Here is a 23,487-nt window from a genome sequence, read left to right as displayed (position 1 = left end):
CAATGGAGGTCCAATGCCGGGCGAGGTGTTGTTCGAATTCGTGCAGATGGGGCAGGTCATGCGCGTCGCCGCGATCGACGAAGTGACCGGCACGGAAGTCTTCGTTATCACGCCAGTCAATGCCAGCCGCCTGCACATGCAGCGGCTTGCCCATGCCAAGCTCATGAAAAAGCTCGGCGAACCGGAACCGGTCGCCGAGCCGAAAAAGCCTGGGAAATACGCTTAGAGCTGGCACTGACGGCGGACGCCGTCATAACCCATGAACGTATTGGTTTCTTCGTCGTAGGAACGATAGCGGTTGTAGCAAGCCTGCACATGGGCATCGTAGCTGCGGCTGTTGGAAACAACGACATCGCCGCTGCGCGCATTGGCATTGCTGTTGGCGATGATCGAGCCAAGGGCCGCGCCAAAGGTAAAGCCGAAAAGGCCCGAGGCGATATTGTCGATCGGTGCGCGGCGGGTGCTGTAGAAGCGCTGATAGTCGCGATCGCGCCAGCTGCCGCGATAGAAGCTGTCGCAATCCGGATCCGACGGGTAGCGATCGCAATAGGTTTCAACGACCTGATATTTTTGGCCGAAGCTGAGAGTGACGTTCTGCGCCTGGGCGGGGAGGGCGGTCAGGGCAGCCATGCTGCCAAGGGTCAGCGCGCCGACAACGGAGGCGAATTTGTTCATTTCAAAACTCCTGGGCCAGAGGCCCGCTATGCCGATTGCCGATTCAATGTTGCCGGCGGCCAAGGGTTGCGCGGCATTAGCTCTTTTCCTCACTGCGCTTTTGCGGCATAAGGAGCGCGTTCGCGCAACTGGCGAGAAAAGATGGGGAACCATCGGGGAACGCGAACGTCACGAGAGCCGCTCGCCTGGGCAACCCATCCACGATCAGGGGAGCCCCATGGATTCAATACAGCTGTATCGTCCGTGGATTCGCGCTATCCGCCGTGATAAAGGCACCGCCGTGCCGGTCACCCCGATCCTTCATGAGGAAACCTTCGCATGAGCGCTGCCACGTCTACTCCGCTCTTTCCGCATTTCTTTTCCGCCGCGGTTGCCGAAACCGATCCGGAAATCGCCCAGGCCATTCAGGATGAGCTTGGCCGCCAGCAGAGCGAAATCGAGCTGATCGCTTCGGAAAACATCGTTTCCCAGGCAGTCCTCGAAGCCCAGGGCTCGGTTCTCACCAACAAATATGCCGAAGGCTATCCGGGCAAGCGCTACTATGGCGGCTGCCAGTTTGTTGACGTGGCCGAAACGCTTGCCATCGAGCGCGCCAAGCAGCTTTTTGGCGTCGGCTTCGCCAACGTCCAGCCCAATTCCGGCTCGCAGGCCAATCAAGGCGTCTATCAGGCGCTGATCCAGCCGGGCGACACCATCCTCGGCATGTCGCTCGATGCCGGCGGTCACCTGACTCATGGCGCCAAGCCCAACCAGTCCGGCAAGTGGTTCAATGCCATCCAGTATGGCCTGCGCAAGCAGGATGGCCGCATGGACATGGACCAGGTGCGCCAGCTCGCCCGCGAGCACAAGCCCAAGATGATCGTTGCGGGCTTCTCGGCCTATTCCCGCATTGTCGATTGGGCGGAATTCCGCCAGATCGCCGATGAAGTCGGTGCCATTCTGTTCGTCGATATGGCGCACGTGGCCGGCCTCGTTGCCGGTGGCGTCTATCCGAGCCCATTCCCCCATGCCCATGTGGCGACGACGACGACCCACAAGACCCTTCGCGGTCCGCGCGGCGGCCTGATCCTCACCAATGACGAGGACATCGCCAAGAAGATCAACTCGGCCATTTTCCCCGGCATCCAGGGGGGGCCGCTGATGCATGTCATTGCGGCCAAGGCGGTCGCCTTCAAGGAAGCGCTGCAACCCGAATTCAAGCAATACGCGGCCCAGGTTGTCGCCAATGCCAAAATCCTGGCCGAAACCCTCGTCAAGGGCGGCGTCGATATCGTCTCGGGCGGCACCGACAATCACCTGATGCTGGTCGATCTCCGTCCCAAGGGCCTGACCGGCAAGGCGACCGAGACCGCGCTCGGCCGTGCGCACATCACCTGCAACAAGAACGCCGTGCCGTTCGATCCGGAAAAGCCGGCGATCACCTCCGGCGTTCGCCTCGGCACGCCGGCGGGCACCACGCGCGGCTTCGGCACGGCCGAATTCCAGACCATCGGGGAACTCATCATCGAAGTGCTCGATGGCCTCAAGACCAATGGCGATGACAACAACGGCGCCGTCGAAGCCGCTGTCCGTGCCAAGGTCAAGACGCTGACCGACCGCTTCCCTATTTACGGCTAAGATAAAGGCAATCGATGCGCTGCCCCTATTGTGGCAATGACGATACCCAGGTGAAGGATAGCCGCCCGACCGAAGATTCGGGTGCTATCCGCCGCCGCCGCGTGTGCAATGCCTGCGGCGGCCGCTTCACCACCTTCGAGCGCGTGCAGCTTCGCGATCTCATGGTGGTCAAGAAATCGGGCCGCAAGGTCCCGTTCGATCGCGAAAAGCTCACGCGCTCCATCAACACGGCGCTGCGCAAGCGGTCGGTCGATCCCGAGCGCGTCGAGCGTATGATCTCCGGCATCGTGCGCCAGCTCGAAAGCCTCGGCGATGTCGAAATCACCTCCGACCAGATCGGTGAATATGTGATGGAAGGCCTCAAGGGTCTTGATGACGTCGCCTTTGTCCGCTTCGCTTCGGTCTACAAGAATTTCTCCGCGGCCAATGATTTCCGGGCCTTTCTGACCGAGCTCGATGCCCAGGCCACCCCGCCGCTTCCCGAGGATGATTGATCCGCGCCTCTTGCCCACAGTTGCGCTGACTCGCCGGGGATACTAAGGGTTTGGTGAGCTTCGGCCTGCTTTGCGAAGCAGGCGAGCCGGTGCGGCTTGAGTTGAGGATGATGGCTATGGATTCATATGGCGAGCGCTTCCCGATCGAAGCCAATTCCGCCCAGGGGTTGCATTTCCTGATCGTCGAAGGCCGGGCCTATCCGGCTATCGCCGATGAAATGAAGGCCGGCGCCATTGCTGCGCTCGAGGCTGCTGGCGCGACTTACGAAACCATCCCCGTTCCTGGAGCCATGGAAGTTCCTGTCGGCATCGCCATGGCGCTCGATACCGACGCCTACGACGGCTTCGTGGCCCTCGGCTGCGTCATCCGCGGCCAGTCCAATCACTATGTCGCCGTCGCCAACGAAAGCATTCGCGCGCTCGCCGAATTGGCCGTGGTCGATGCCTTGCCGCTCGGCATCGGCATTCTCACTGTCGAGAACGAAGGCCAGGCCTGGACCCGCGCCCGTAAAACCGAAGGCGACCGCGGCGGCGATGCTGCGCGCGCCGCATTAGCCCTTGCTGCCCTCAAGGCAAAGTTGAACGCATAGATGACTGATATTCCCAAACGCGACCCCGCCGGCTCCCGTCCGGCCAATCAGCGCGGCGCTGCCCGCCTCGCCGCCGTTCAGGCGCTCTACCAGATGGATGTGGGCCGCACGACGCTCGAAGATACGCTCGCCCAGTTCGGCGCCTTTCACCTCGGCCGCGAGATCGAAGGCGAGCAATACCTCCCCGCCGATGCCGATTTTTTCCGCCAGATCGTACGCGGCGTCACCAAGCAGCAGCTCAATATCGATCCGGCGATCGACAAGGCCCTCGCCGAAGACTGGCCGATGGAACGTGTCGACGCCACCCTGCGCGCCATCCTGCGTGCCGCAGCCTTCGAGCTCCTGCATCGCCAGGACATTCCGCCCCGCGTGGTCATCACCGAATATGTGGATGTTGCCCGCGCCTTCTTTGAAGACGACGCAACGGGCATGGTCAATGGCGCATTGGATAGCATTGCGCGGACAGCCGGCGCCGATCTCGGCGACAAGGCCTGAAGAAAAGTCCGGCGCAGCCTGTCCGCGCCGGACGTCAGACTTAGATCAGTTGGAGCCCGTCTGCGGCGTCGTATAGTAGCCGGCGTCGCGGCAATCGCTCACCGTGATCTGGGAGAGATCGATATCGCCGGCCATCGGGGCGCCGGTGGTCACGGTGCCATCAGTGTTGGTGGGGTCGGCTGCAGTGGCGCCGGTATCGCCAGCCCCGGGATCAGCTTCGCGAACGAGCGAACGGCAATACTCATCGAGAGCGGCGGACTGTTCGGCAGGCACGGTAATGCCACCGATGGTGGTCTGGGCCTGGACGGGGAGTGCAGCGAAAATGCCGGCCATGGCAACCGCAGCGGCAACTGTACGAAGCATTGATCAACTCCATTGGTTAATGAATACTTTCACAATGCCAATCCCGCGATTGCGTTGCTTTGTGCCTAAATTGTCGCTGCGTCGCTGGTGGATTTCGTCTCGACCGTCTCGTATGAGCCCCAAAAAGCAAAAAAAGCCCCGGCATCCACCGGAGCTTCCCATGCCTGATGGAATAAAACTCAGAACGACTGCAGGATCTGGTCGATAAATGTGCGGTCTTCGCCGAAGGATGGTGTGCGACGGCTCTCGATGGTGACGGTCTTGCCGTCGGCTGCCGAATAGACGGCCTTGTCGATGACCTTCTTGTTCTTGTCGAAATAGATGGCGAGCACCGTCCGGTCCATCGCGGTCGTCATGCCGAACGAGGTCTGCTGCACCTTGGTCTGCACATAATACCAGGCGGTCTGGTCGCCGAAAGTATTGGTCGATTGCGGCGAACCGAGCACGAGGGTCACGAGCTGCTCGCTCTGGCCCACGCGGATCTGCTGCATCGCGCTGTCGGAAATTTCATAGCCCTGGGTGCGCTTGGTCACGAGCGAGGTGCTGCTCGTACAGGCTGCCAGCGCCACAGCCAGCAGGGCTGCAGCAGCGAACGGCGCGATGGGAGCGGAAGCAATACGCATGGGCATGAATTTGACTTTCCCGATGGCTCTCGACTAAAGGCGTGACAACAAGGCGCGTGCCCGTTGGTCGCCGAAATGTTTAGCTGTCAGAAGACTGCGCTGACAAGTTGGCATTGGCCGGCAAACAATGCATGTGTTTGACCCATCCCGAGGCTGAGCGCAATCCCATGATCCTGTCTCTGTTCCGCAAAAACACCGCGACCGACGCTGTTTACGGCGTCTATCGGGCCATTGTGGCGCAATCCCGGCAACCGGTCTTTTACGCCGAGTGGGGCGTGCCCGATACGGTCACCGGGCGCTTCGACATGATTAGCCTCCACATGGCCCTCGTCTTCCGCCGCCTCCGCGCCAATACCGGCGCCGGCAAGGATTTCAGCCAGGCGGTTTTCGATCTCTTTTTCAAGGACATGGATCGCTCCTTGCGGGAAATGGGGGCAGGGGATCTCGGCGTGCCCAAGAAGATCCAGAAGATGGGCAATCTCTTCTTCGGCCTTCTTGCTGCCATCAATGACGCTATGGATCGCCGTGATCGCGAAGCCCTTGCCGCCGTGCTTTCGCGCAATATCTATGATGGGCACAATATCGAAGAGGCTCAGCGCCTTGCCGATTATGTCTTTGCCCAGGATGCCGCCCTTGCGGCCCAGCCGGTTGAAACCATTACGGCTGGAACAGTGACTTTCGGACCTGCTGCATGAGTGACCACACCGAACCTCTCTTCGACGCCATCGTGCGCATCGACAAATTGCCGGCCGGCGGACGCTCGGTGAGCGTCGACGCCGACGCGCCCACGCGCGAAAAGATCGCCGAAATCATGAAGATCACCAGCGTCGAGCGCTTTGTCGCGACGCTCACGGTCGTGCCCCTGCGCGGTGGTCTGAGGGCTCAGGGCACGCTCGAAGCCAGCATCACCCAACCCTCGGTTGTCAGCTTCGAGCCGGTCACCCAGGATATCCACGAAGAAATCGATCGCGTCTTCCTTCCGGCTTCGGCCATGGACGACGCCCCGGCGCCAGGCTCCGAAGTGTTCGTCGACCTCGAAGACGACGATTTCCCCGATCACATCGATGGCGCTGAGGTCGATCTTAGCGCACTGGTGGTCGAGACTCTGGCGCTCGCCATCGACCCCTATCCCCGTCTCCCGGCGGAAGATTTGAGCACGGTTGCACCCCAGGCGATCGATCCGGGCACCGGGCCCTTCGCCGCGCTCGCGCGGTTGAAGCCGAAGAACCAAGAGTGAGCCATCCCGGTCGGGGCTTGCACCCGACCCTTGATGGGATATGTTGGCATGCCTGCCCACGCGGGCCGAAAAACGGGCTGAAATGACCGATTCCATAACGATTTCCGTGGATGCCATGGGCGGCGACCACGCCCCGCGCGCAGTCATCCACGGGGCAGATCTCGCCTTGCGCGAGCGGAAGAATATCCGCTTCATCTTCCATGGCCGCAAAGAGCAGATTGACCCGCTGCTCGACGAGTTTCCCAAGCTCAAGCCCGCCAGCACGGTTCGTCATTGCGAGGCCGTGATCGCCATGGACGAAAAGCCGAGCCAGGCGCTGCGCAAGGGCAAGAACGTTTCCTCCATGTGGATGGCGATCCAGGCGGTCAAGGATGGGGAGGCCGATGTCGCCATTTCCGGCGGCAATACCGGCGCGCTCATGGCCATGGCAACTTTCTGCCTCCGCCCCATGGAAGGCATTTCCCGGCCCGGCATCGCCGCCATCTGGCCGACCTTACGCTCGGATATCATCGTTCTCGATATGGGCGCGACCATCGGCGCCGACGCGCGCCAGCTTGTCGATTATGCCATTCTCGGATCGGCGCTTGCCCGTTCGCTCTTCGACGCCGAGTCGCCCACGGTCGGCCTTCTCAATGTCGGCACCGAGGAAGTGAAGGGCCTCGACTACATCAAGGAAGCGGGGAAAATCCTGCAACAGGCCTCGGGCGCCGGCTTCACCTATCATGGCTTCGTCGAAGGCGATGATATCGGCAAGGGCACGGTCGACGTCGTCGTCACCGAAGGCTTTGTCGGCAACATCGCGCTCAAGACCGCCGAGGGCACGGCCCGCCAGGTCGCGTCTTATCTGCGCACCGCGCTCAAGGCGAACTGGGTCAGCATGCTCGGCGCCTTCTTTGCCAGTTCCGCCCTCAATGCCCTGCGCCGCAAGATGGACCCGCGCACCGTCAATGGCGGGGTGTTCATGGGTCTGAATGGCATCGTTATAAAATCGCATGGCGGCACGGACGAAGTGGGCTACAAGAGTGCCCTGGGCTTGGCCTATGAAATGGCGCGCAGCCGTCTGATCGACAAGATCGGCGATACCATGCAGCGTTTTCCTGTCAACACGGCACCTCCGGAGCTGCCGTCTGATTCCGAGGCCAAGTCGGCGTGACCAGAGTTCGTTCCATTGTGCGTGGGGTCGGAAGCTACCTGCCCCAGAAGATCGTCACCAACGCGGAATTGGCCAAGACGGTCGATACGTCCGATGAGTGGATTCAGCAGCGCGTCGGCATCAAGGAGCGGCACGTCGCGGCCGAGGGTGAGTTCACCTCCGACCTCGCGACAGCCGCCGCGAGGGCTGCGCTCGATAATGCCGGCCTGACGCCCGACGATATCGACCTGATCATCGTTGCGACGACCACCCCTGATTACACCTTTCCCGCCGCTGCAACGCTCGTGCAGATGAAGCTCGGCATGCACCATGGCTTTGCCTTCGACGTGCAGGCGGTGTGCTCCGGTTTTGTCTATGGCGTTACCACCGCCGATTCCTATCTCAAGAACGGTCTTGCCAAACGCGCGCTGGTTATCGGCGCCGAGACCTTCACCCGCCTCCTCGATTGGACCGACCGCACCACCTGCGTGCTTTTCGGCGATGGCGCGGGCGCCATGATTCTCGAGCGTGTCGAGCTGGCCGACGGCGAACCCGAACGCGGCATCATCGCTTCGGCGCTCCGTTCCGATGGGCATCATTGGGATAAGCTCTATGTCGATGGCGGCCCGTCCTCGACCGGTACGGCGGGCCATGTTCACATGCAGGGCCCAGAAGTCTTCCGCCACGCGGTCGGCAAGATCACCGATGTCGTCTACAAGACGCTCGAGCAGAGCGGCCACACGGTCGACGACCTCGATTGGTTCGTCCCGCACCAGGCCAACAAGCGCATCATCGATGGGGCAGGGCAGAAGCTTGGCCTGCCGCCCGAAAAAGTCGTCATGACCGTTGATATCCACGCCAATACCTCCGCCGCTTCCGTGCCGCTTGCCTTGAGCGTGGCGGTGGGCGACGGACGTATCAAGCAGGGTGATCTGGTCATGCTCGAAGCTATGGGTGGCGGCTTTACCTGGGGGGCCTCGCTCATTCGTTGGTAAGGCAACTGAGCCGATTGACCTCAAGCGTTTCAGGGGGTTAGTGTTCCTCCGGGCGGAGGAACCCGGCGTTGAAGCCTGGCACGGAGCTGCCGTGGCTACGTCGATCGAAGGAAGGTTTTCCTGCCAATCTGCATCGTCAGGGCGGCAACAGCGCAAGAAAAAATATCACGCTGGCTTGGAAAGTCAGTCCTAACCACGGGGGTGCGAATGACGCAGAAGACGGTAACGCGGGCCGACCTTGCGGAAGCGGTTTACGGAACTGTGGGTCTATCGCGAACCGAGTCGGCCGAATTGGTCGAGCGCGTTCTCGAACTCATCACGGAGGCGCTGATTACCGGGGCCAATGTGAAACTTTCCTCCTTCGGATCGTTCCAGGTCCGCTCGAAAAACGAGCGCATCGGGCGCAATCCAAAGACCGGCGAGGAAGTCCCGATCTCTCCCCGCCAGGTTCTTGTGTTCAAACCCAGCAACGTGTTGAAGTCCAAAATCAACAAGTCTATGGTTGCCGCTGAAAAGTAAGGCTTTCTTACTGAGGGGCACAGCGGTTTGGACAAGTCGCCAGACGCCTTCCGGACAATTTCTGAGGCCGCCGAGGAACTTGATCTTCCTCAGCACGTGCTCCGATTCTGGGAAACCCGCTTCGCGACCATTCGCCCCCTGAAGCGTGGGGGCGGGCGCCGCTATTATCGCCCCGAAGACGTGATGCTGCTCCGCGGCATCCGGCATCTGCTTTACGATCAAGGCTTTACCATCAAGGGCGTGCAAAAGATCCTCAAGGATCAGGGCCCGCGCTATGTCATCGCCGTCGGCGAAGGCAAAGGCCTCGACGAGATTATCCCCCTCATCGAGGAAGCCCAGGCCGCCGCCGACGAAGCCGAGATCGAAGAAGCCGTGATGACCGCCGATCCGGCGCTCGATGAAGACTCGCGCAACAAGCTCTCCGAAGTTCTCCGCGAACTCCTCGAATGCAAGCGTATCCTTGAGCGGGCGCGGGAAAACTAAGAGCACAGAGGAGACCCCGAAGAGGTCTCATAGCCAGATGCATACGCAGCGCGATGCCGACCTATCCGCTCTTTCGTCACTACCTAGCTTGTCCGGGTAGTCTATGTGGCGGCGCGATGGATCGCCGGACACGCCCCCGCAATGAAGAGCGCAGGGGCCGGTCAAACGGATGCAGAACCCCCGCTCGATTAGGTAGAATTCTCATTCCATCCGCTTGAAAAATCGCCTATTCATTCCACAGCAATTTCGGGTGGAGGTACCCCTATGACCGTTCGTTTTGGCCTTCTCGGCGCCGGCCGCATTGGCAAGGTTCACGCCAAGGCCATTGGCTCCAATCCCAAGGCAAAGCTCGCCGCCGTCGCCGACCCAATGGCTGATGCGGCCAATGCCATTGCAACCCAGTACGGCGCCGAAGTCCGCACCATTGAAGCCATAGAATCCGCCGCCGATATCGACGCCGTGGTCATCTGTACCCCCACTGACACCCATGCCGATCTGATCGAGCGCTTCGCCCGCGCCGGCAAGGCGATCTTCTGCGAAAAACCAGTCGACCTCGATGTCGAGCGCGTCAAAGCCTGTCTCCGCGTCGTCGACGAAACCGGCGCGACCCTAATGGTCGGCTTCAACCGCCGCTTCGATCCGCACTTCCAGGCCGTCAAGCAGGCGATCGAGGAAGGCCAGGTCGGCGCCGTCGAAATGGTGACCATCACCTCGCGCGATCCCGGCGCGCCGGGCGTCGACTACATCAAGCGCTCGGGCGGCATTTTCCGCGATATGACCATCCACGACTTCGACATTGCCCGCTTCATGCTGGGCGAAGAGATCGAAACCGTTACCGCCCAGGGCTCTGTCCTCGTCGACCCGGCCATCGGCGCCGCCGGCGATTATGACAGCGTTTCAGTCATGCTCTCGACGGCCTCGGGCAAGCACGCGACCATCTCCAATTCCCGCCGCGCCACTTATGGCTATGATCAGCGCGTCGAAGTGCATGGCTCCAAGGGCGCCGTCGCCATCGAAAACCAGCGCCCCGTCTCGATCGAAGTCGCCAATGCCTCGGGCTATACCCGCCCGCCGCTCCACGACTTCTTCATGACCCGCTACACCGAAGCCTATGCCCGCGAAATCTCGAGCTTCATCGATTTTGTCGAATCCAAATCCCCGGCATCCCCCAGCGGCACCGATGGTCTCATAGCGCTTGCATTGGCCGATGCCGCGCTGAAATCGGTGAAAGAGGGCAGGGCGGTCAAAGTGAGCGAGATCACCGGCGTCATGGCCGACAAGAGCGTGTTCCAGGGCCGCTGACGCAAGCGGGCAGCTTCCATCCATCCTCCCCGTCGTCATCGCCGGGCTTGTCCCGGCAATCCATCATCGGGAGCCGGCAAACTTGGAAACAAGAAGGGCGCCACCACAGCGCCCTTTTTCATTTGGACAATTGACGGGCCCAAAGCCCTGTGAGCCCATGAAATTCCTGCCCCTAGTGACCGGCCTCCTGCTGATGTCCCCCACCGCCCAAAGCGCCGAACCCCATTCGGTCTTCACCCTCCGCGGCACCTGTCAGAGCTTTCTTGTCGGCAACGAAAACCTGACCAGCCTCTGCTCGGGCGAAGTCATGCAGGTGGTCTATACCGATAGCCGCATGGACCTCTCCATCTGGACCGACGATCCAAACGGCCGCTTCTTCGTCCTCAGCGGGCCAGCCAGCGCCGAAAACGGCAATCTCGCACTCGCTGTTGATCAAATCACCAAAGGCGAAGACGGCAGTGGCAACAACAATGTCGACCGAAAAGCCTTGGGAAAGTGCCTCCTCGCCGGAGATCCCACCGCCGGCCCCGCACAATACACCTGCGAGGCAACCGACACCAAAGGCACAACTTACACCTTCTCCTTCCTCACCGACGGCACAGCTCCGGAAAATATGCTCGATTAGCACTTCGCGGCGTCAAGCTCGAACGCCTCACTGCCACCGTCACCACCGGGCTTGTCTCGGTGGTCCATGCCATCGCGAACTGGATTGCCCGGATAAACCGGGCAATGACGGAGTCTGGGATAGAAGCCCTACTTCAACATCCACTCATGTTCGGGCGCATTGTAAAACTTCCACACCCGCTTCGGCCCAGCCATGACGTTGAGATAATAAAGATCATACCCCGCCGTCGTCGCCACCGGGTGGTATCCCCGCGGCACCAGGGTGACATCCCCATCCTCGATCGCCATCGCTTCATCGAGGCTCCGGTCATCGGTGAACACGCGCTGGAAGGCGAACCCCTGCGGCGGGTTCATGCGATGATAATAGGTCTCTTCGAGAAAACTCTCGTGCGGAAGATTGTCCTGATCATGCTTATGCGGCGGATAGGACGAAGTATTGCCTTGCGGCGTAATCACTTCAACGACCAGGAGCGCATTGGCCGAGCCATCGTCCTCCGGCATGATGTTGTAGACATGCCTGACATTAGCGCCCTTGCCGCGAGAAATCCGCGGATGCGTCCCCGGCGGAATGACCTTGGCATGAAAATTCCCGCCGCCCGGCGCCGAACACACTGCGAGTTCCAGGTCCGTCGTCGCATCGACAGCCCAGTCTCGCCCCGCCGGCACATAAAGCGCCCAAGGCGCGCCCTCGAACGGGCTCATCCGCTCGCCGAGCTCGCCAAAATCCTCGCCGTCGACGGCAAAGCGCCCCTTGCCGGAAACCAGCACCAGGCATACCTCGCGCTCGCCCGTCGCCTCGCCATAGGCCTCGCCCGGTTTCAGCTTGTGCAGCCCAAACCCGACATGCGTCCAGCCGGCCGAAGCCGGCGTCACATCATGGATCTTGCCGCTCGTCGCCGTCGATCGGACCAGCAGGGGGGATTTGCTCATTCTTTGGCTCCTCCTTGGGGAAGGCATAGAAGAAATTCCAGAGTGAATAGGCAAGGGCCGCGCCCACCAGCACCATCCACAGCGTTTCCTTGGTCCAGACCACCTCCCAGATCAGCCAGGCCGTCAGGAACACCACGATGGCAACACGCCGCCAGAGTGGTCGGAACCAGTTCAGATCGTTTTCCTTGAGAGCCATGCGCCAATCCTTCCGAGCTGGCGCATGCCTTAGCAAATGTCACGCGTTGGGAAAACCTTGCGTCTCGACGGTGTAGCCCGCCGCCGTCATCACCCGCATCAGCTCCTTATGCCCCACCTGCGCCATTTTGAGCGGCGGGTTCTTCTTCGGATCCTGCTCGGCCTCGACGACAAACCAGCCCTCATAGCCGTGATCGGCCAGCCGCTGCACAATCGCGCCAAAGTCGAGCGAGCCATCCCCCGGCACGGTGAATGCCCCCAGCGCCACGGCGTCCAAAAAGCTCTGCTGGGTCCGATCCAGCCCATCGACCACGGCGCGGCGAATATCCTTCACATGCACGTGGTTGATGCGTGTATGGTGCTTGTCGATCGCGCGCAGCGGATCGCCGCCTGCAAAAGCAAGGTGCCCCGCATCAAGCAACAGCGGAATGCCTTCTCCTGAAGCTGCCATGAACGCATCCAACTCCGGCTCGGTCTCAACCACGGCCGCCATATGATGATGATAGCTCAGCGGCATGCCCTGCTCGGCGCACCATTCACCAAATTGCGTCACCTTGCGCCCATAGGCCTTCATCTCGTCGTCCGAAAGCTTCGGCTTCTGCGCCAGCGGCACATTCCGCTTGCCCTGGATCGACCGCCCCACTTCGCCATAAACGATGCAAGGCGCATCGACCGCCTTGAACAATTCGATCATCGGCAGAATGCGGTCCTTGTTTGCCGTCAGCTCTTCCTCAATCAGCGTCCCCGAGAACCACCCGCCACAGAGCGTCACGTCGGCAGCGCGCAGTATCGGCAGCATCACCTCCGGATCATCCGGAAACCGCCGCCCTTTCTCCATGCCGGTAAATCCCGCCGACCGCGACTGGCGCAGGCATTCTTCAAGCGACACATCATCGCTGAGCTCCACCAGATCATCGTTCCACCACGCGATCGGCGACATCCCAAGCTTGGCTTTCATTCTTGTCTCCTCATCCACCGCACCTCCCTCGCCCCTCGCGGGAGAGGGACAGATTTTTCGCTTTCAGCGAAAATCAGGGTGAGGGGTATCTCTCCCCGCGCTCGATTCTCTCATTTCATCGTCATTGCCCGGCCTGTCTGGGCAATGCATCTCGCCTCCGCATCGACCACCGGGACAAGCCCGGTGGTGACGACCACTATAGGCTAGTGACTACCCAATCCGCTGCGCCGCGAGCGCCTTCACATATCCCTCGCGCGCCGCATTTACCGTCGGCCGATCGCTCACCTCCGGCACCGCCACATCCCACCAATGCCCCCCGGCATCCGTGGTGATCAGCGGATCGGTATCAATGACAAACACCCGCACGCCGCCCTGGCCTTCGCTCGCCGCCAGCTCGGCCTCAAGCTCCGCCACCGAACCCACCTTCTTTGCCACAGCGCCCATGGATGCCGCATGCGCCGCAAAGTCTACGTTCGGCATTTCGACATGATAAGTGTCGCGGAAGAGGTTGTTGAAGTTCGCCCCGCCGGTCGCCATCTGCAGCCGGTTGATGCAGCCAAAGCCTGAATTGTCGAGCAGCACGATGGTCAGCGACACACCCATCATCACTGCGCTGACGATCTCCGAATTCATCATCAGGTACGAGCCGTCCCCGACCATGACGACGACATCGTCCTCCGGCCGCGCCAACTTGACGCCGAGCCCACCGGCAATTTCATAGCCCATGGTCGAAAAACCATAATCGAGATGATAGCTGCCCGGCGCATCGGCGCGCCACAGCTTGTGCAATTCGCCCGGTAGACCGCCCGAGGCGCAGACCAGCGTCGCCTTGGTCCGCCCACGCTGCACGGCGCCGATCACCTGCGCGTCCGACGGCAGTTCGGCATTGGTCGCCGCGCGCGCCGCATCGGCGTCCTTGATCCAATCTTCCTTGCCGCGCAAGGCTTTATACGTCCAATCGGGATCAACCTGCCAACCCATCAGTGCGGCATCCAGCGCTTCAAGTCCCACACGAGCATCCGCCACAAGCGGCAGCGCATTGTGCTTGTGCGCGTCGAACGGCTGCACGTTGAGACCGATTACCCGCACATTCTCGTTCTTGAAAAGCGCCCACGAGCCCGTGGTAAAATCCTGCAGGCGCGTGCCGACCGCCAGCACCACATCGGCCTCTTCAGCCAGGATGTTGGATGCCGACGAACCCGTCACGCCGACCGAGCCCATATTGAGTTCATGGTCATGGGGCAGGGCGCTCTTGCCCGCCTGCGTCTCCATCACCGGAATGCCGTGCTCTTCGGCAAAAGCCGCAAGGCTTTCCGTCGCTTCCGAGTAAAGCACGCCGCCGCCCGCGATGATCACCGGCTTCTTCGCCAGCTTCAGCGCGGCCGCTGCGGTCGCGAATTCGTCCGCATCCGGCATGATCCGCCGCGGCATCCAGACCTTTTCCGCAAAAAAGCTCTCGGGATAATCATAGGCTTCCGCCTGCGTATCCTGGCAAAGGCTCAGCGTCACCGGCCCGCATTCAGCCGGGTCCGTCAGCACCTGCATCGCGCGCCGGAGCGCCGGAATGATCTGCTCGGGCCGCGTGACTCGATCGAAATAGCGGCTCACTGGGCGGAAACAGTCATTGGCCGAAACCGTGCCGTCGGCCCAGTTTTCGACCTGCTGCAGCACCGGGTCCGGAAGCCGATTGGCGAACACATCGCCCGGCAGCAGCAGCACGGGAATACGGTTCACATGCGCCAGCGCTGCCGCCGTCACCATGTTAAGCGCGCCGGGCCCGATCGAACTCGTCACCGCCATGAACCGGCGGCGGAAATTGGCTTTGGAATAAGCAATAGCCGCATGCGCCATGCTCTGCTCGTTCTGCCCGCGATAGGTCGGCAGCGCCTCCTTGACGCCATATAGCGCCTCGCCCACCCCGGCCACGTTGCCGTGACCAAAAATCGCAAAAACCCCGCCAAAAATCGGCACCGTCTCGCCCGCAATCACCGTCTTTTGAGCGGTAAGAAACCGCGCCACGGCCTGAGCCATCGTCAATCGAACAGTCGTCTGGCTCATGGCCACTCCTCATTCTTTTGGTCTTTGCAGACCTATTCAGTATCCCTCATGGTGAGGTGCGCAGCGCAGCGTAGCCTCGAACCACGAGGGCGGGGCACTTACCCAACCCCCACCTATCCTCCCCCTGCGAGGGGGAGGGACGCATCGGCTCTTGCCGCGAACATGTACGCCACCGGCAGGTCCCTCGCCCTACCAGGGGGAGGCTAGGTGGGGGTACGCCTCAAACCCCATCCCAAGCAGCAACCAGCCCACCAAACCGCTCCGCCATCATCGCCACGGCCTCGTCGTCGCCGACCCGCCCATCGAGCCACGCCCGCGCGGCATCGCCGAAAATCGTCCGCCCTACGGCAAACCCCTTGACCCACTTTGCCCCCTTGGCCGCCTTGAAGCCAGCCATCAGTTCCTCCTGCGGCGCATCGAGCCCGAGAAGAACCACACCGCGGCAATAAGGGTCATTGGCGTCGATCGTCGCGTCGATCTGCCGCCAGGCCTTCTCATCCTGGCTTTCGAGCTTCCACCAGTCCGGCTTGATCCCGGCGGCATAGATATCGCTCATCGCCCGGGCCACGGTGCGATCATCGATCTCGCCATGCTTGCCCGCGATTATCTCGACCAGCAATTCGCGCCCAACCTTACGCGCCGCATCGAATGCCGAGCGTAGCTTCGCAATCTGCATCTGCCGCAACTCGGCCGTATCGTCCGGATGATAGAAGCACAGCACCTTGATGCAGTGATCCACCGGCCACTCGACCAGCCGCGACCCCAGATCCTGCGTAAACTCAAACTGCAGCGGCCGCGATCCCGGCAGCTCGATGGGCTTGGCCACCCAGAAATTCGGGATAACACTCGCCGCATAAAGCGCATCGCGCCCATATTTGTCGTCGAGCAGCATGCCAAAGCCATCGCGCCCGCCGGCCACCTGCGCCGCCGCCCTTACGGCCAACACTTTTAGCTCCGGTATCCGCGCCAGCTTCTGCGCATCGCCCGCCGCCATGTCTTCCAGCTGCAGCCGGTGGTCGATGGCCAGCGCCCGCAGGCTCGGAATCTCGCGCCGCCGCGTCGTCGCCCAATGCACGTGATTGATCGCCTCGTCCTTGCGCAGCGCCCGTTCCTTGCTGCCATGCTCGAGGAAATAGTTGAGCTCCGTCCATGTCGGAATTTCCGGCGCACACAGCAGCCGGCTCACCGCAAAAGCGCCGCAGGCATTGGCCCAGGTCGCGCTCGTCTCATGCGGCTCGCCGCGCAACCATCCGCGCAAAAACCCGCTCATGAACGCGTCGCCGGCCCCGAGCACGTTATAGACTTCAATCGGAAAGCCCCTTCCGACAATCCCGTCTTCAAGATCGTCCGGAATTTCCCCGTCATAAACGATGCATCCCATCGGCCCGCGCTTGAGCACGATCGTACCGCTCGAATAGGACCGGATAGTCTTCAGCGCCGCGGTCAGATCGCTTTCGCCCGAGGCAATCAGCACCTCTTCCTCGGTCCCGACGATCAGGTCACAATCGGCCAGCACCGTTTGCAGGTGCTTGGACACCTCGTCCGAAGCGATATAGCGGCTATCGCCCGCATCATGGCCCGCCAGTCCCCAAAGGTTCGGCCGATAATCGATATCGAAAACCACCTTGCCGCCATTCGCCTTGGCGATCCGCATCGCCTTGCGCTGCGCCGCGTCGCTGTTGGGCTTGGCAAAGTGCGTGCCGGTCACCAGCACGGCTTTGGCCGAGCGGATGAAATCCTCGTCGATATCGCCTTCATCCAGCGCCGCATCGGCGCAGTTGTCGCGATAAAAAATCAGCGGGAATGATTTGTCGTTCTCGACCGAAAGCAGCACCAGCGCCGTCAGCCGATCCAGGTCGGTCACGACGCCCTTAGTTTCAACCCCCTCGCGCTGCAACTGCTCGCGAATAAACCGGCCCATCTGCTCATTGCCGACCCGCGTGATCAGCGCCGATTTCAGCCCCAGCCGCGCCGTGCCGACAGAAATATTGGTCGGGCACCCGCCGACGGATTTAGCGAAGCTGCCGACATCCTCAAGCCGCGTACCGATCTGCTGGCCGTAAAGATCCACTGAGGCCCGGCCAATGGTGATCACATCGAGCGTCTGTTGTGTGGTCACCAAAATTCCTCCCGCAACGGCTGATCGTTGGAGGAATTGAAACACATCTTCCAAATCGGTTCAAATATAGAATTTCTGTTCCATTACAAAAATCATCCCCGCCGCCGTTCCTCCGCGATAGCGACGGCCAGAGCCATTGCAAAAGCCATGCTCGCAGAGAGTGACCGGAACCCGGCATGGTCGGCTTCGACTAGCTCGAACCAAACGGTCGAACATTCCGCCAATGGCGAAAATGCCGAGTCGGTCAACGACACGACAGGAATGCCCCGCGCCGCAAGCGCCGAAGCCTGTGCGATCGTCTCCGGTGCATAGGATGAAAAGCTGATCGCAAAAGCTGCATCACCCGGATCGGCCATGGCGAGCAGATCATCATCGATCCCCGAGGCCGTCCCCGCGATCTGGCAGCGGATTTTGAGCTGCGACAGCGCATAGGCCATGTAGGTCGCGATCGGATAGCTACGCCGGCGTGCAATAAGGTGAATTGTGCGCGCCGATGCTAACGTAATGGTAGCGGATTCGAAGCGTTTGGGGTCGATTGCAGTGCCCAGATTGTCGAGGCTGCGATGCGCGGCGGCAATGAAGGACCCCAGGATTGCAGCTGATCCCGCCGGCGCCGCGTCCCCGCTTTCGAGCTCCGCCAACCGGTCTTCATAGCTCGAATTGCGCTCCCGCAACCGCGCCCGAAACACCGTTTGCAGCGCCGAAAAGCCATCGAAACCAAAGGCTTGCGAAAACCGGACCAGCGTTGATGGCTGCACTTCTGCGGCGCCCGCAATGCTTGCCGCCGTGCCAAAGGCGATCTCATCGGGATGATCGAGCGCAAAGGCCGCTACCTGCGCCAGGCGCTTCGGCAGCTCGCGCCGCCGCTCGAGGATAAGCTCCCGCAACACCTCGAAATTCTTCGGCGCCGCTGAAATCTCTCCCCGCTCCATTCGCGTCCCCCAAAATAGCAACGCCGGCAATATCGCATTGCCGGCGCTAAATTTGGAAGAATTATTCTAGCGTTGGAACGCTAGGCTGCCGCAAAGTGAGGCGGACGATCGCGGCCTTCCACGAGATAGAGGAAAAGCGACGCGAGGATAATCAGCGCAGCGCCGGGCCAGAACCAGATCGACGGGACCTGCCCTAGCACGATCCAGCCCACGATCGCTCCGAGAGGCACCTTCAAATCGCCAAACGGTTGCAGGAACGTGGCATCGGCCGCGCGATAGGCAAAACTCAGGAGATACTGCGCTGCACCCGTCAAAGCCCCCAGCAGCAAGAGCAGTACGAGGCCAGTGCCCGAAGGCAATGCAAACGGGAAGCCCGGCGCCGCGCCCGCCGGCAGAGCCCACGCAAAGGCCGTAGCCAGCAATAGGATTGCGAGGTGATTGGGCGTAATCAAGACGAGCAGCGAAATGGTGAGCGTTTCCGGGCTCTCTCCCTGTCGCGTCAGATATTTGGTCAGGATGTCCGTCGTTGCCCAAAGTGCGGCCGCCAGAATCGGCACGAAGGTCTGCCAGGTGAACCCTTCAGCACCCACGCCCGAAACGATGATCGCGCCGGCAAAGCCCGTCAGCGCCGCGCCGATCCGAGCACTCGAGGCTCTTTCGCCCAGAAACAGGGTAGAACCGAGGATGATGAACAACGGCCCCGTGGCGAGCAGGGTCACCATCTGCCATATCGGCACTCCCGAAGCGAAGCCATAAACGAAGACGTGCACGCCCAGCGCCGACGCAAAGGCGCGGATTTCGTGCGCGATAGGATGGCTGGTGCGCAAATTCCTCAGGCCAATGCGCATGATGATGGGCAATGCCAGGATCGAGGCGATGACATATTGCCAGAACGCCATACCGGTCGAACTCATGCCGAACCCGCCATATTCGATCGGCGTCGGCAGAACCGCTTGCAATGTGTTGGAGCCTGCAAAGGCGAGGCTTGCGGCGAGCATGAAAACGGCGCCCGAAGCGGCACCAGAGTGTGTAGACGAGGAAATCTGGTTCATGTGTCGTCCTTTCCGTAACCAGTTTCCTCAGGGTTACGAGAAGGCGACCACGAGACATGCTCGCGACAAAACGCGAGCGCCGTCAAGCGCTTACCAACTCTTTCTCTTTCATCCGGACTATAACCGTCGGCTCCGGAATCACACCGGATCTGCTGACCTTCCAACTCAAGCTGGAAGCGCTCGCGGGCTTGGCGTTGCCGCCTTACCGCCGGTGGGGAGTTTCACCCCGCCCTGAGAACAGCGTGAGATCGTAATCTCACGATGAATAAGATAGGGTAGGGCATCTGACCTGGCAACCACGTCAGCCGGTACAAACTGTCTTCTTTGGCTGAACAGCGCGGATGAATTCTCTTCGAAGCGATGAGAAATAGTTTTCCCGGATGAAGAGGCAAGCACCGCCGCGACACCTCCCCCTTGATAGGGGAGGATGGGAGGGGGTGCGGGAGCCACGATAATCGAGTTCGTGACCACCGCTCCCCAACCCTCCCCGTCAAGGGGAGGGTGCAGCACCAAGGGTATGCGGACAGTTAGCCTTCGAGCCACTTCACCTGTTCCGGCGTCAGCTTGATCTCGAACGCCTTGAGGCTGTCTTCGAGTTCGACCAGACGACGCGGCCCGATCAGTGGCACGCTGGGGAAGGGCTGGGCCAGCACATAGGCCAGCGCCACATGGATCGGATTATGCCCGAGCTGCTTGGCCAACTCGATCGCCCGATCGCGGCGGCCAAAGTTCTGCTCGTTGTACCAGACACGAACCAGTTCCTCATTGTCTCGCTTGTCGCGGCCAGCAAGATCCGTAAAGAACCCGCGCGCCTGGCTCGACCATGAGAAATTGGTGACCTGCCGGTCGATCAGCCACTGCTTGAAGTCTGGGGTCGAAGCGGTCACGCAACCGGCCCAGATCGGATCGAGCATTTCGGCGAGGGCAAAATTGTTGGACAGCGCCTGCGGCTTGGTCTTGCCGGTGCGCTCGGCATAGGCGATCGCCTCGTCCATGCGCTCCTTGGTCCAGTTCGAGCCGCCGAACGGCCCGCGAATACGCCCGGCCTTCACCTCGGCATCCATGGCATCGACGAACTCACCGACCGGTACGTCGGTATTGTCGCGGTGCATGAAATAGACGTCGACATAGTCCGTCTGCAGGCGATCGAGCGATTGCGTCAGCTGCTTGGAGATGACGTCGGGATAAACGAGCGGAGAGTGCGCGCCCTTGCCGATCACCACGGCCTCTTCGCGCACGCCGCGGCTCTTCTGCCATTCGCCGAAAAGCTTTTCGGTATAGCCGCCCGCATAGATGAAGGCCGTGTCAAAGATATTGCCGCCGCGTTCCCAGAAGGCATCGAGCAGGATCGCGCCCGACGAGAAAGTGCGGAAATCCTCAAAGCCCATGGCAACGGCCGACGCCGGCTTGTTGAGGCCCGGGATCGACCGCTTCGGAATGACACCGGTATTCGGGCCGAGCTTGCGGTTATCGATGGTGTTGATGCGATTGGTCGATTTCTCTACCGAATATTCGATCCCCGCATCCTTGCGCCACTGGTCGAGCACGCGCGCATTGCCCAGGCTATCGGCCCAGGTCATGCCGGGCGCCGGGAATTCCTGCTTGCCTTGGAGAATGGCGAGCGAGGCGGCATCGGCCTCGAACGAATAGACGTGAGCCGTTTCATTGACCGAAACCGTCTCGGTCTTGCCGCCCTTGATGATGTCGATGCGGCCAAGCCCCTGGTCGCGATTGCCATTGGCAAACCAGAAATCAGGCACCTCGATCCGGCCCTCGGAGCCATGGATGCGCAGCACATTGTCGAGGTTGGTCATCACTGCGCAGGACACCTGCGCCACGATGCCGTTCTCGAAGGTCAGGATGGCCGCTGCCCAATCGTCCGTCCCTTCATCATTGAGCTTTGCCGTGCCTGCAACTTTCACTGGATCGGCAAACGGTTTGCCCATAGCCGCGCCGGCGATGAGTCGCGCCATCGAAACAGGATACCCGCCAACATCCAGAATGCCGCCGCCGGCCAGTGCCGAAGCAAAAAGCCGGTGCTGCGGCTGGAACTTGCCCATCGAGAAGCCGAAGCTCGACTGGATCATCCGGACTTCGCCGATGGCACCGGACGTGATGAGCTCGATGAGCTGCTTCACCTGCGGATGGAGGCGATACATGAAGGCTTCGCCGGCGAAGGTGCCCGCCTTCTTGTGCGCATGGAAAACCGCGTCGATTTCATGGGCCGACAGCGCCAGTGGCTTTTCGACCAGCACGTGCTTGCCGGCTTCCGCCGCCTTGATCGCCCATTCAGCGTGCCCTGTATGCGGCACGGCAATATAGACGGCGTCGATCTCGGGATCGGCCAAGAGCGCGTCATAGCCATGAACGACACGAACGCCCGGAAAATCCGTCGCGAGATTCGGCTTGCTCGGGTCGCGCGTCGCGATAGCCGCCAGCACCCCGTGCTCCGAACCGTTCACGCCGCCGCGAAATGCCTTGGCGATGCTGCCCGGGCCGATGATGCCCCAGCGAATCTTCTTGTCAGTCATGGTCAGTCCTCGCAAAGCCTGCCGGTCCGGCGGCTTGTTCGTTTGAAGTCGGCACCGCTATGGGGCGCCCGGAAGTCCGGACGCAGCAAGGCGCGTTCGATCTTGCGATCCCCGCGCCTTCTCCTCCCTTGCTCTTGTGCCGAGCCAAACCTAAGCTATCGCGTCACGTTTGGCCGTCGCGCTTATCGGGTATTTGGAATTGGCGGAAAGTAAGATGACAGCGCGCGGCTACTACGAGCCGGCCCTCGATGGCGTCGAGCGCCTGCCCACCGAACTCAATATGTTCCATGCCTCTCCGCTCCTGATGCGCTCGTCCCATTGGCACGCCCAGGTCGAAGTCAATTTCATCGTCCGCGGTTGGGCCCATTATGCGATGAGCGGCTACGAAGTGCGCTTCGGTGCAGGGGATCTGGCGCTGTTCTGGGGTGGCCAGCCGCATCGGCTCGACGACGCCTCGGACGATCTTATCTATGCCGGCGGCCATCTGCCGCTCGTCCATTTCTTCCGCCTGCGCCTGCCGCAGGATGTGCAGGCCGGCCTGATGCAGGGCGCAACCCTCCTGACGCGCGCCACTGACCCGTCCGACCCGGTCAATTTCGCCCGCTGGAACGACTATGTCCGCTCCGGCGATCCGCTCCGCGTCAGCATGGCGATCGACGAACTGCTTTTGCGCATCGAGCGCATCCGCTTTGCGCCATACGAGCTTTTGTCCGGCCACGAGACCAAAACCGGCGCTCAGGGAAACGACCAGCACATTTCTCCCATCGTCGTCCGTATCTGCGATTTCATCGCCGATAATTTTCGCGAGGACATCGATTCCGTCGATATCGCAGTGGCTGCCGACGTCCACCCGAAATACGCCATGACGGTTTTCAAGAAATGCACCGGCATGACGCTTAATCACTATGTCAACCTGATCCGGCTGTCTTACGCCCAGGCGCTGCTTATGCGCGACGAGGCCAATGTCCTCCAGGTCGCCATGGAGAGCGGCTTCGGTTCGCTCAGCGCGTTTAACAAGCTCTTCCGCAAGATCGCCGGCATGTCGCCAAGCGATTTCCGCCGTGATCTGCGTTCCCGGCCCAATTCGGCGCTGCCGACAAGGGTCACAGCCCGCGCGCCTTACAACTAGGGGTAGGGGCGACGGGCAGGCGGTTTCTGGCGCACCATCGAGGCGCTCCGCCTCAACGACGTGACCATCCCAGGCGACACCGTCAATGTCGCGAGCCGCATCGAGGGCGCCTGCAAAACCGTCGGCTACAGCATCCTCGTCTCCGCCGCGATGGTCGAAAAGGCACACGCGCTTGCTACGCTCCCAGCCGGTTCGATGGAGCTCAAGGGTAGGAGCGGACGCGAGGCCGTTTTCCTCCTGATCGGCGACGAGACCTTGCGTGCGGCCTCCGCCTTTCAAGCCCTTGAAGCCAGCCACGCTACGCTCCTTGCGTGCCTTGCGTCCGGCATCCTCGACGAGGAGGCCCTTGCCCGCTGCCAAAGCCTTGCGCCGCAGGTCGACCCTGACCTCGTCCGTTTCTAGAGTGCTATTCGCCGTGACATGGCCCATTTCCG

At 61.3% G+C, this 23,487-nt stretch carries 26 protein-coding genes and 2 riboswitches; of the genes, 15 read left to right on the top strand and 11 right to left on the bottom strand.

Annotation, left to right across the window (positions count from 1 at the left end; all coding sequences use genetic code 11):
• The first annotated feature begins 13 nt into the window (after nt 1-13).
• Nucleotides 14-226, top strand: coding sequence for a DUF6898 family protein (locus VW35_RS02650; RefSeq protein WP_046141425.1), 213 nt, complete (start codon nt 14-16; stop codon nt 224-226).
• On the opposite strand, the gene VW35_RS20360 is transcribed toward VW35_RS02650, so the two are convergent.
• Nucleotides 223-675 carry a BA14K family protein gene (locus VW35_RS20360; protein WP_052951446.1) on the bottom strand — a complete coding sequence of 151 codons (453 nt, stop codon included), beginning with the start codon at nt 673-675 and terminating at the stop codon, nt 223-225. The genes VW35_RS02650 and VW35_RS20360 overlap by 4 nt on opposite strands.
• Nucleotides 676-789: 114 nt before the next feature.
• A riboswitch (ZMP/ZTP riboswitch) is annotated at nt 790-873 on the top strand.
• Nucleotides 874-993: 120 nt separating this feature from the next.
• Here VW35_RS20360 and glyA point away from each other — a divergent pair.
• The 4 genes from glyA to nusB all read left to right on the top strand — a co-directional run bounded on the left by glyA (nt 994) and on the right by nusB (nt 3,871).
• Complete coding sequence (glyA, locus tag VW35_RS02635; protein ID WP_046141423.1) at nt 994-2,292, top strand: serine hydroxymethyltransferase; 1,299 nt, start codon at nt 994-996, stop codon at nt 2,290-2,292.
• A gap of 14 nt (nt 2,293-2,306) precedes the next feature.
• Complete coding sequence (gene nrdR, locus VW35_RS02630; protein WP_046141422.1) at nt 2,307-2,786, top strand: transcriptional regulator NrdR; 480 nt, start codon at nt 2,307-2,309, stop codon at nt 2,784-2,786.
• Between the two features lie 116 nt (nt 2,787-2,902).
• Nucleotides 2,903-3,376, top strand: a complete 474-nt coding sequence (ribH, locus tag VW35_RS02625; protein WP_046141696.1) for a 6,7-dimethyl-8-ribityllumazine synthase — start codon at nt 2,903-2,905, stop codon at nt 3,374-3,376.
• Nucleotides 3,377-3,871 carry a transcription antitermination factor NusB gene (gene nusB, locus VW35_RS02620; protein ID WP_046141421.1) on the top strand — a complete coding sequence of 165 codons (495 nt, stop codon included), beginning with the start codon at nt 3,377-3,379 and terminating at the stop codon, nt 3,869-3,871.
• Between the two features lie 45 nt (nt 3,872-3,916).
• On the opposite strand, the gene VW35_RS02615 is transcribed toward nusB, so the two are convergent.
• Nucleotides 3,917-4,234 carry a hypothetical protein gene (locus VW35_RS02615; protein WP_046141420.1) on the bottom strand — a complete coding sequence of 106 codons (318 nt, stop codon included), beginning with the start codon at nt 4,232-4,234 and terminating at the stop codon, nt 3,917-3,919.
• A gap of 179 nt (nt 4,235-4,413) precedes the next feature.
• Entirely contained in the window at nt 4,414-4,863 is a 450-nt protein-coding gene (locus VW35_RS02610; RefSeq protein ID WP_046141419.1) for an outer membrane protein assembly factor BamE, read from the bottom strand.
• 125 nt (nt 4,864-4,988) lie between these two features.
• Between VW35_RS02610 and VW35_RS02605 the strand changes: the two genes are divergently transcribed.
• From VW35_RS02605 to VW35_RS02570, 8 genes are all read left to right on the top strand, one after another.
• A complete protein-coding gene (locus tag VW35_RS02605) occupies nt 4,989-5,552 on the top strand; it encodes a ubiquinol-cytochrome C chaperone family protein (protein WP_152662445.1) in 564 nt (187 codons plus the stop codon).
• On the top strand, nt 5,549-6,094 hold the full coding sequence (locus tag VW35_RS02600) for a YceD family protein (protein ID WP_046141418.1): 546 nt from the start codon (nt 5,549-5,551) through the stop codon (nt 6,092-6,094). The genes VW35_RS02605 and VW35_RS02600 overlap by 4 nt, the downstream gene beginning before the upstream one ends.
• Nucleotides 6,095-6,176: 82 nt before the next feature.
• The gene (gene plsX / locus VW35_RS02595; RefSeq protein ID WP_046141694.1) at nt 6,177-7,247 is read left to right on the top strand and encodes a phosphate acyltransferase PlsX; all 1,071 of its coding nucleotides are present in this window, start codon (nt 6,177-6,179) and stop codon (nt 7,245-7,247) included.
• Nucleotides 7,244-8,221, top strand: coding sequence for a beta-ketoacyl-ACP synthase III (locus VW35_RS02590; protein ID WP_046141417.1), 978 nt, complete (start codon nt 7,244-7,246; stop codon nt 8,219-8,221). Before plsX ends, VW35_RS02590 begins: the two co-directional genes overlap by 4 nt.
• Nucleotides 8,222-8,428: 207 nt before the next feature.
• Nucleotides 8,429-8,740, top strand: coding sequence for an integration host factor subunit alpha (locus tag VW35_RS02585; RefSeq protein WP_046141416.1), 312 nt, complete (start codon nt 8,429-8,431; stop codon nt 8,738-8,740).
• Between the two features lie 27 nt (nt 8,741-8,767).
• The gene (locus VW35_RS02580) at nt 8,768-9,223 is read left to right on the top strand and encodes a MerR family transcriptional regulator (RefSeq protein ID WP_046141415.1); all 456 of its coding nucleotides are present in this window, start codon (nt 8,768-8,770) and stop codon (nt 9,221-9,223) included.
• A gap of 264 nt (nt 9,224-9,487) precedes the next feature.
• On the top strand, nt 9,488-10,525 hold the full coding sequence (gene iolG, locus VW35_RS02575) for an inositol 2-dehydrogenase (protein WP_046141414.1): 1,038 nt from the start codon (nt 9,488-9,490) through the stop codon (nt 10,523-10,525).
• A 157-nt stretch (nt 10,526-10,682) separates the two neighbouring features.
• Nucleotides 10,683-11,150 carry a hypothetical protein gene (locus VW35_RS02570; protein WP_046141413.1) on the top strand — a complete coding sequence of 156 codons (468 nt, stop codon included), beginning with the start codon at nt 10,683-10,685 and terminating at the stop codon, nt 11,148-11,150.
• A gap of 128 nt (nt 11,151-11,278) precedes the next feature.
• On the opposite strand, the gene iolB is transcribed toward VW35_RS02570, so the two are convergent.
• The 8 genes from iolB to VW35_RS02530 all read right to left on the bottom strand — a co-directional run bounded on the left by iolB (nt 11,279) and on the right by VW35_RS02530 (nt 21,924).
• Complete coding sequence (gene iolB, locus VW35_RS02565; protein WP_046141412.1) at nt 11,279-12,079, bottom strand: 5-deoxy-glucuronate isomerase; 801 nt, start codon at nt 12,077-12,079, stop codon at nt 11,279-11,281.
• Entirely contained in the window at nt 12,024-12,275 is a 252-nt protein-coding gene (locus tag VW35_RS02560) for a hypothetical protein (protein ID WP_046141411.1), read from the bottom strand. The genes iolB and VW35_RS02560 overlap by 56 nt, the downstream gene beginning before the upstream one ends.
• 39 nt (nt 12,276-12,314) lie before the next feature.
• Nucleotides 12,315-13,232, bottom strand: coding sequence for a myo-inosose-2 dehydratase (iolE, locus tag VW35_RS02555; RefSeq protein ID WP_046141410.1), 918 nt, complete (start codon nt 13,230-13,232; stop codon nt 12,315-12,317).
• A gap of 210 nt (nt 13,233-13,442) precedes the next feature.
• The gene (gene iolD / locus VW35_RS02550) at nt 13,443-15,290 is read right to left on the bottom strand and encodes a 3D-(3,5/4)-trihydroxycyclohexane-1,2-dione acylhydrolase (decyclizing) (protein WP_046141409.1); all 1,848 of its coding nucleotides are present in this window, start codon (nt 15,288-15,290) and stop codon (nt 13,443-13,445) included.
• A gap of 220 nt (nt 15,291-15,510) precedes the next feature.
• Nucleotides 15,511-17,409, bottom strand: a complete 1,899-nt coding sequence (locus VW35_RS02545; RefSeq protein WP_244465809.1) for a bifunctional 5-dehydro-2-deoxygluconokinase/5-dehydro-2-deoxyphosphogluconate aldolase — start codon at nt 17,407-17,409, stop codon at nt 15,511-15,513.
• Between the two features lie 92 nt (nt 17,410-17,501).
• Nucleotides 17,502-18,341, bottom strand: coding sequence for a MurR/RpiR family transcriptional regulator (locus tag VW35_RS02540; RefSeq protein WP_046141408.1), 840 nt, complete (start codon nt 18,339-18,341; stop codon nt 17,502-17,504).
• An 80-nt stretch (nt 18,342-18,421) separates the two neighbouring features.
• Entirely contained in the window at nt 18,422-19,393 is a 972-nt protein-coding gene (locus VW35_RS02535) for a DMT family transporter (protein ID WP_046141407.1), read from the bottom strand.
• A 96-nt stretch (nt 19,394-19,489) separates the two neighbouring features.
• A riboswitch (FMN riboswitch) is annotated at nt 19,490-19,636 on the bottom strand.
• A 284-nt stretch (nt 19,637-19,920) separates the two neighbouring features.
• Complete coding sequence (locus VW35_RS02530; protein ID WP_046141406.1) at nt 19,921-21,924, bottom strand: aldo/keto reductase; 2,004 nt, start codon at nt 21,922-21,924, stop codon at nt 19,921-19,923.
• A gap of 214 nt (nt 21,925-22,138) precedes the next feature.
• Between VW35_RS02530 and VW35_RS02525 the strand changes: the two genes are divergently transcribed.
• Entirely contained in the window at nt 22,139-23,053 is a 915-nt protein-coding gene (locus VW35_RS02525; RefSeq protein ID WP_046141692.1) for a helix-turn-helix domain-containing protein, read from the top strand.
• Between the two features lie 60 nt (nt 23,054-23,113).
• Entirely contained in the window at nt 23,114-23,455 is a 342-nt protein-coding gene (locus VW35_RS02520) for a nucleotidyl cyclase domain-containing protein (RefSeq protein WP_046141405.1), read from the top strand.
• The last annotated feature ends 32 nt before the right edge of the window (nt 23,456-23,487 follow it).

It is taken from the genome of Devosia soli (assembly GCF_000970455.1).
Lineage (GTDB): Bacteria > Pseudomonadota > Alphaproteobacteria > Rhizobiales > Devosiaceae > Devosia > Devosia soli.
Note: the sequence above shows the minus strand (reverse complement) of the source record. Positions and strands in the feature narration are given on the sequence as shown.

What these genes read in the sequence shown, in the direction of transcription:
- VW35_RS02650 (WP_046141425.1), top strand. Translation starts at nt 14, where the DNA reads ATGCCGGGCGAGGTGTTGTTCGAATTCGTGCAGATGGGGCAGGTCATG.
- VW35_RS20360 (WP_052951446.1), bottom strand. Translation starts at nt 675, where the DNA reads ATGAACAAATTCGCCTCCGTTGTCGGCGCGCTGACCCTTGGCAGCATG.
- glyA (WP_046141423.1), top strand. Translation starts at nt 994, where the DNA reads ATGAGCGCTGCCACGTCTACTCCGCTCTTTCCGCATTTCTTTTCCGCC.
- nrdR (WP_046141422.1), top strand. Translation starts at nt 2,307, where the DNA reads ATGCGCTGCCCCTATTGTGGCAATGACGATACCCAGGTGAAGGATAGC.
- ribH (WP_046141696.1), top strand. Translation starts at nt 2,903, where the DNA reads ATGGATTCATATGGCGAGCGCTTCCCGATCGAAGCCAATTCCGCCCAG.
- nusB (WP_046141421.1), top strand. Translation starts at nt 3,377, where the DNA reads ATGACTGATATTCCCAAACGCGACCCCGCCGGCTCCCGTCCGGCCAAT.
- VW35_RS02615 (WP_046141420.1), bottom strand. Translation starts at nt 4,234, where the DNA reads ATGCTTCGTACAGTTGCCGCTGCGGTTGCCATGGCCGGCATTTTCGCT.
- VW35_RS02610 (WP_046141419.1), bottom strand. Translation starts at nt 4,863, where the DNA reads ATGCCCATGCGTATTGCTTCCGCTCCCATCGCGCCGTTCGCTGCTGCA.
- VW35_RS02605 (WP_152662445.1), top strand. Translation starts at nt 4,989, where the DNA reads ATGTGTTTGACCCATCCCGAGGCTGAGCGCAATCCCATGATCCTGTCT.
- VW35_RS02600 (WP_046141418.1), top strand. Translation starts at nt 5,549, where the DNA reads ATGAGTGACCACACCGAACCTCTCTTCGACGCCATCGTGCGCATCGAC.
- plsX (WP_046141694.1), top strand. Translation starts at nt 6,177, where the DNA reads ATGACCGATTCCATAACGATTTCCGTGGATGCCATGGGCGGCGACCAC.
- VW35_RS02585 (WP_046141416.1), top strand. Translation starts at nt 8,429, where the DNA reads ATGACGCAGAAGACGGTAACGCGGGCCGACCTTGCGGAAGCGGTTTAC.
- iolG (WP_046141414.1), top strand. Translation starts at nt 9,488, where the DNA reads ATGACCGTTCGTTTTGGCCTTCTCGGCGCCGGCCGCATTGGCAAGGTT.
- VW35_RS02570 (WP_046141413.1), top strand. Translation starts at nt 10,683, where the DNA reads ATGAAATTCCTGCCCCTAGTGACCGGCCTCCTGCTGATGTCCCCCACC.
- iolB (WP_046141412.1), bottom strand. Translation starts at nt 12,079, where the DNA reads ATGAGCAAATCCCCCCTGCTGGTCCGATCGACGGCGACGAGCGGCAAG.
- VW35_RS02560 (WP_046141411.1), bottom strand. Translation starts at nt 12,275, where the DNA reads ATGGCTCTCAAGGAAAACGATCTGAACTGGTTCCGACCACTCTGGCGG.
- iolE (WP_046141410.1), bottom strand. Translation starts at nt 13,232, where the DNA reads ATGAAAGCCAAGCTTGGGATGTCGCCGATCGCGTGGTGGAACGATGAT.
- iolD (WP_046141409.1), bottom strand. Translation starts at nt 15,290, where the DNA reads ATGAGCCAGACGACTGTTCGATTGACGATGGCTCAGGCCGTGGCGCGG.
- VW35_RS02540 (WP_046141408.1), bottom strand. Translation starts at nt 18,341, where the DNA reads ATGGAGCGGGGAGAGATTTCAGCGGCGCCGAAGAATTTCGAGGTGTTG.
- VW35_RS02535 (WP_046141407.1), bottom strand. Translation starts at nt 19,393, where the DNA reads ATGAACCAGATTTCCTCGTCTACACACTCTGGTGCCGCTTCGGGCGCC.
- VW35_RS02530 (WP_046141406.1), bottom strand. Translation starts at nt 21,924, where the DNA reads ATGACTGACAAGAAGATTCGCTGGGGCATCATCGGCCCGGGCAGCATC.
- VW35_RS02525 (WP_046141692.1), top strand. Translation starts at nt 22,139, where the DNA reads ATGACAGCGCGCGGCTACTACGAGCCGGCCCTCGATGGCGTCGAGCGC.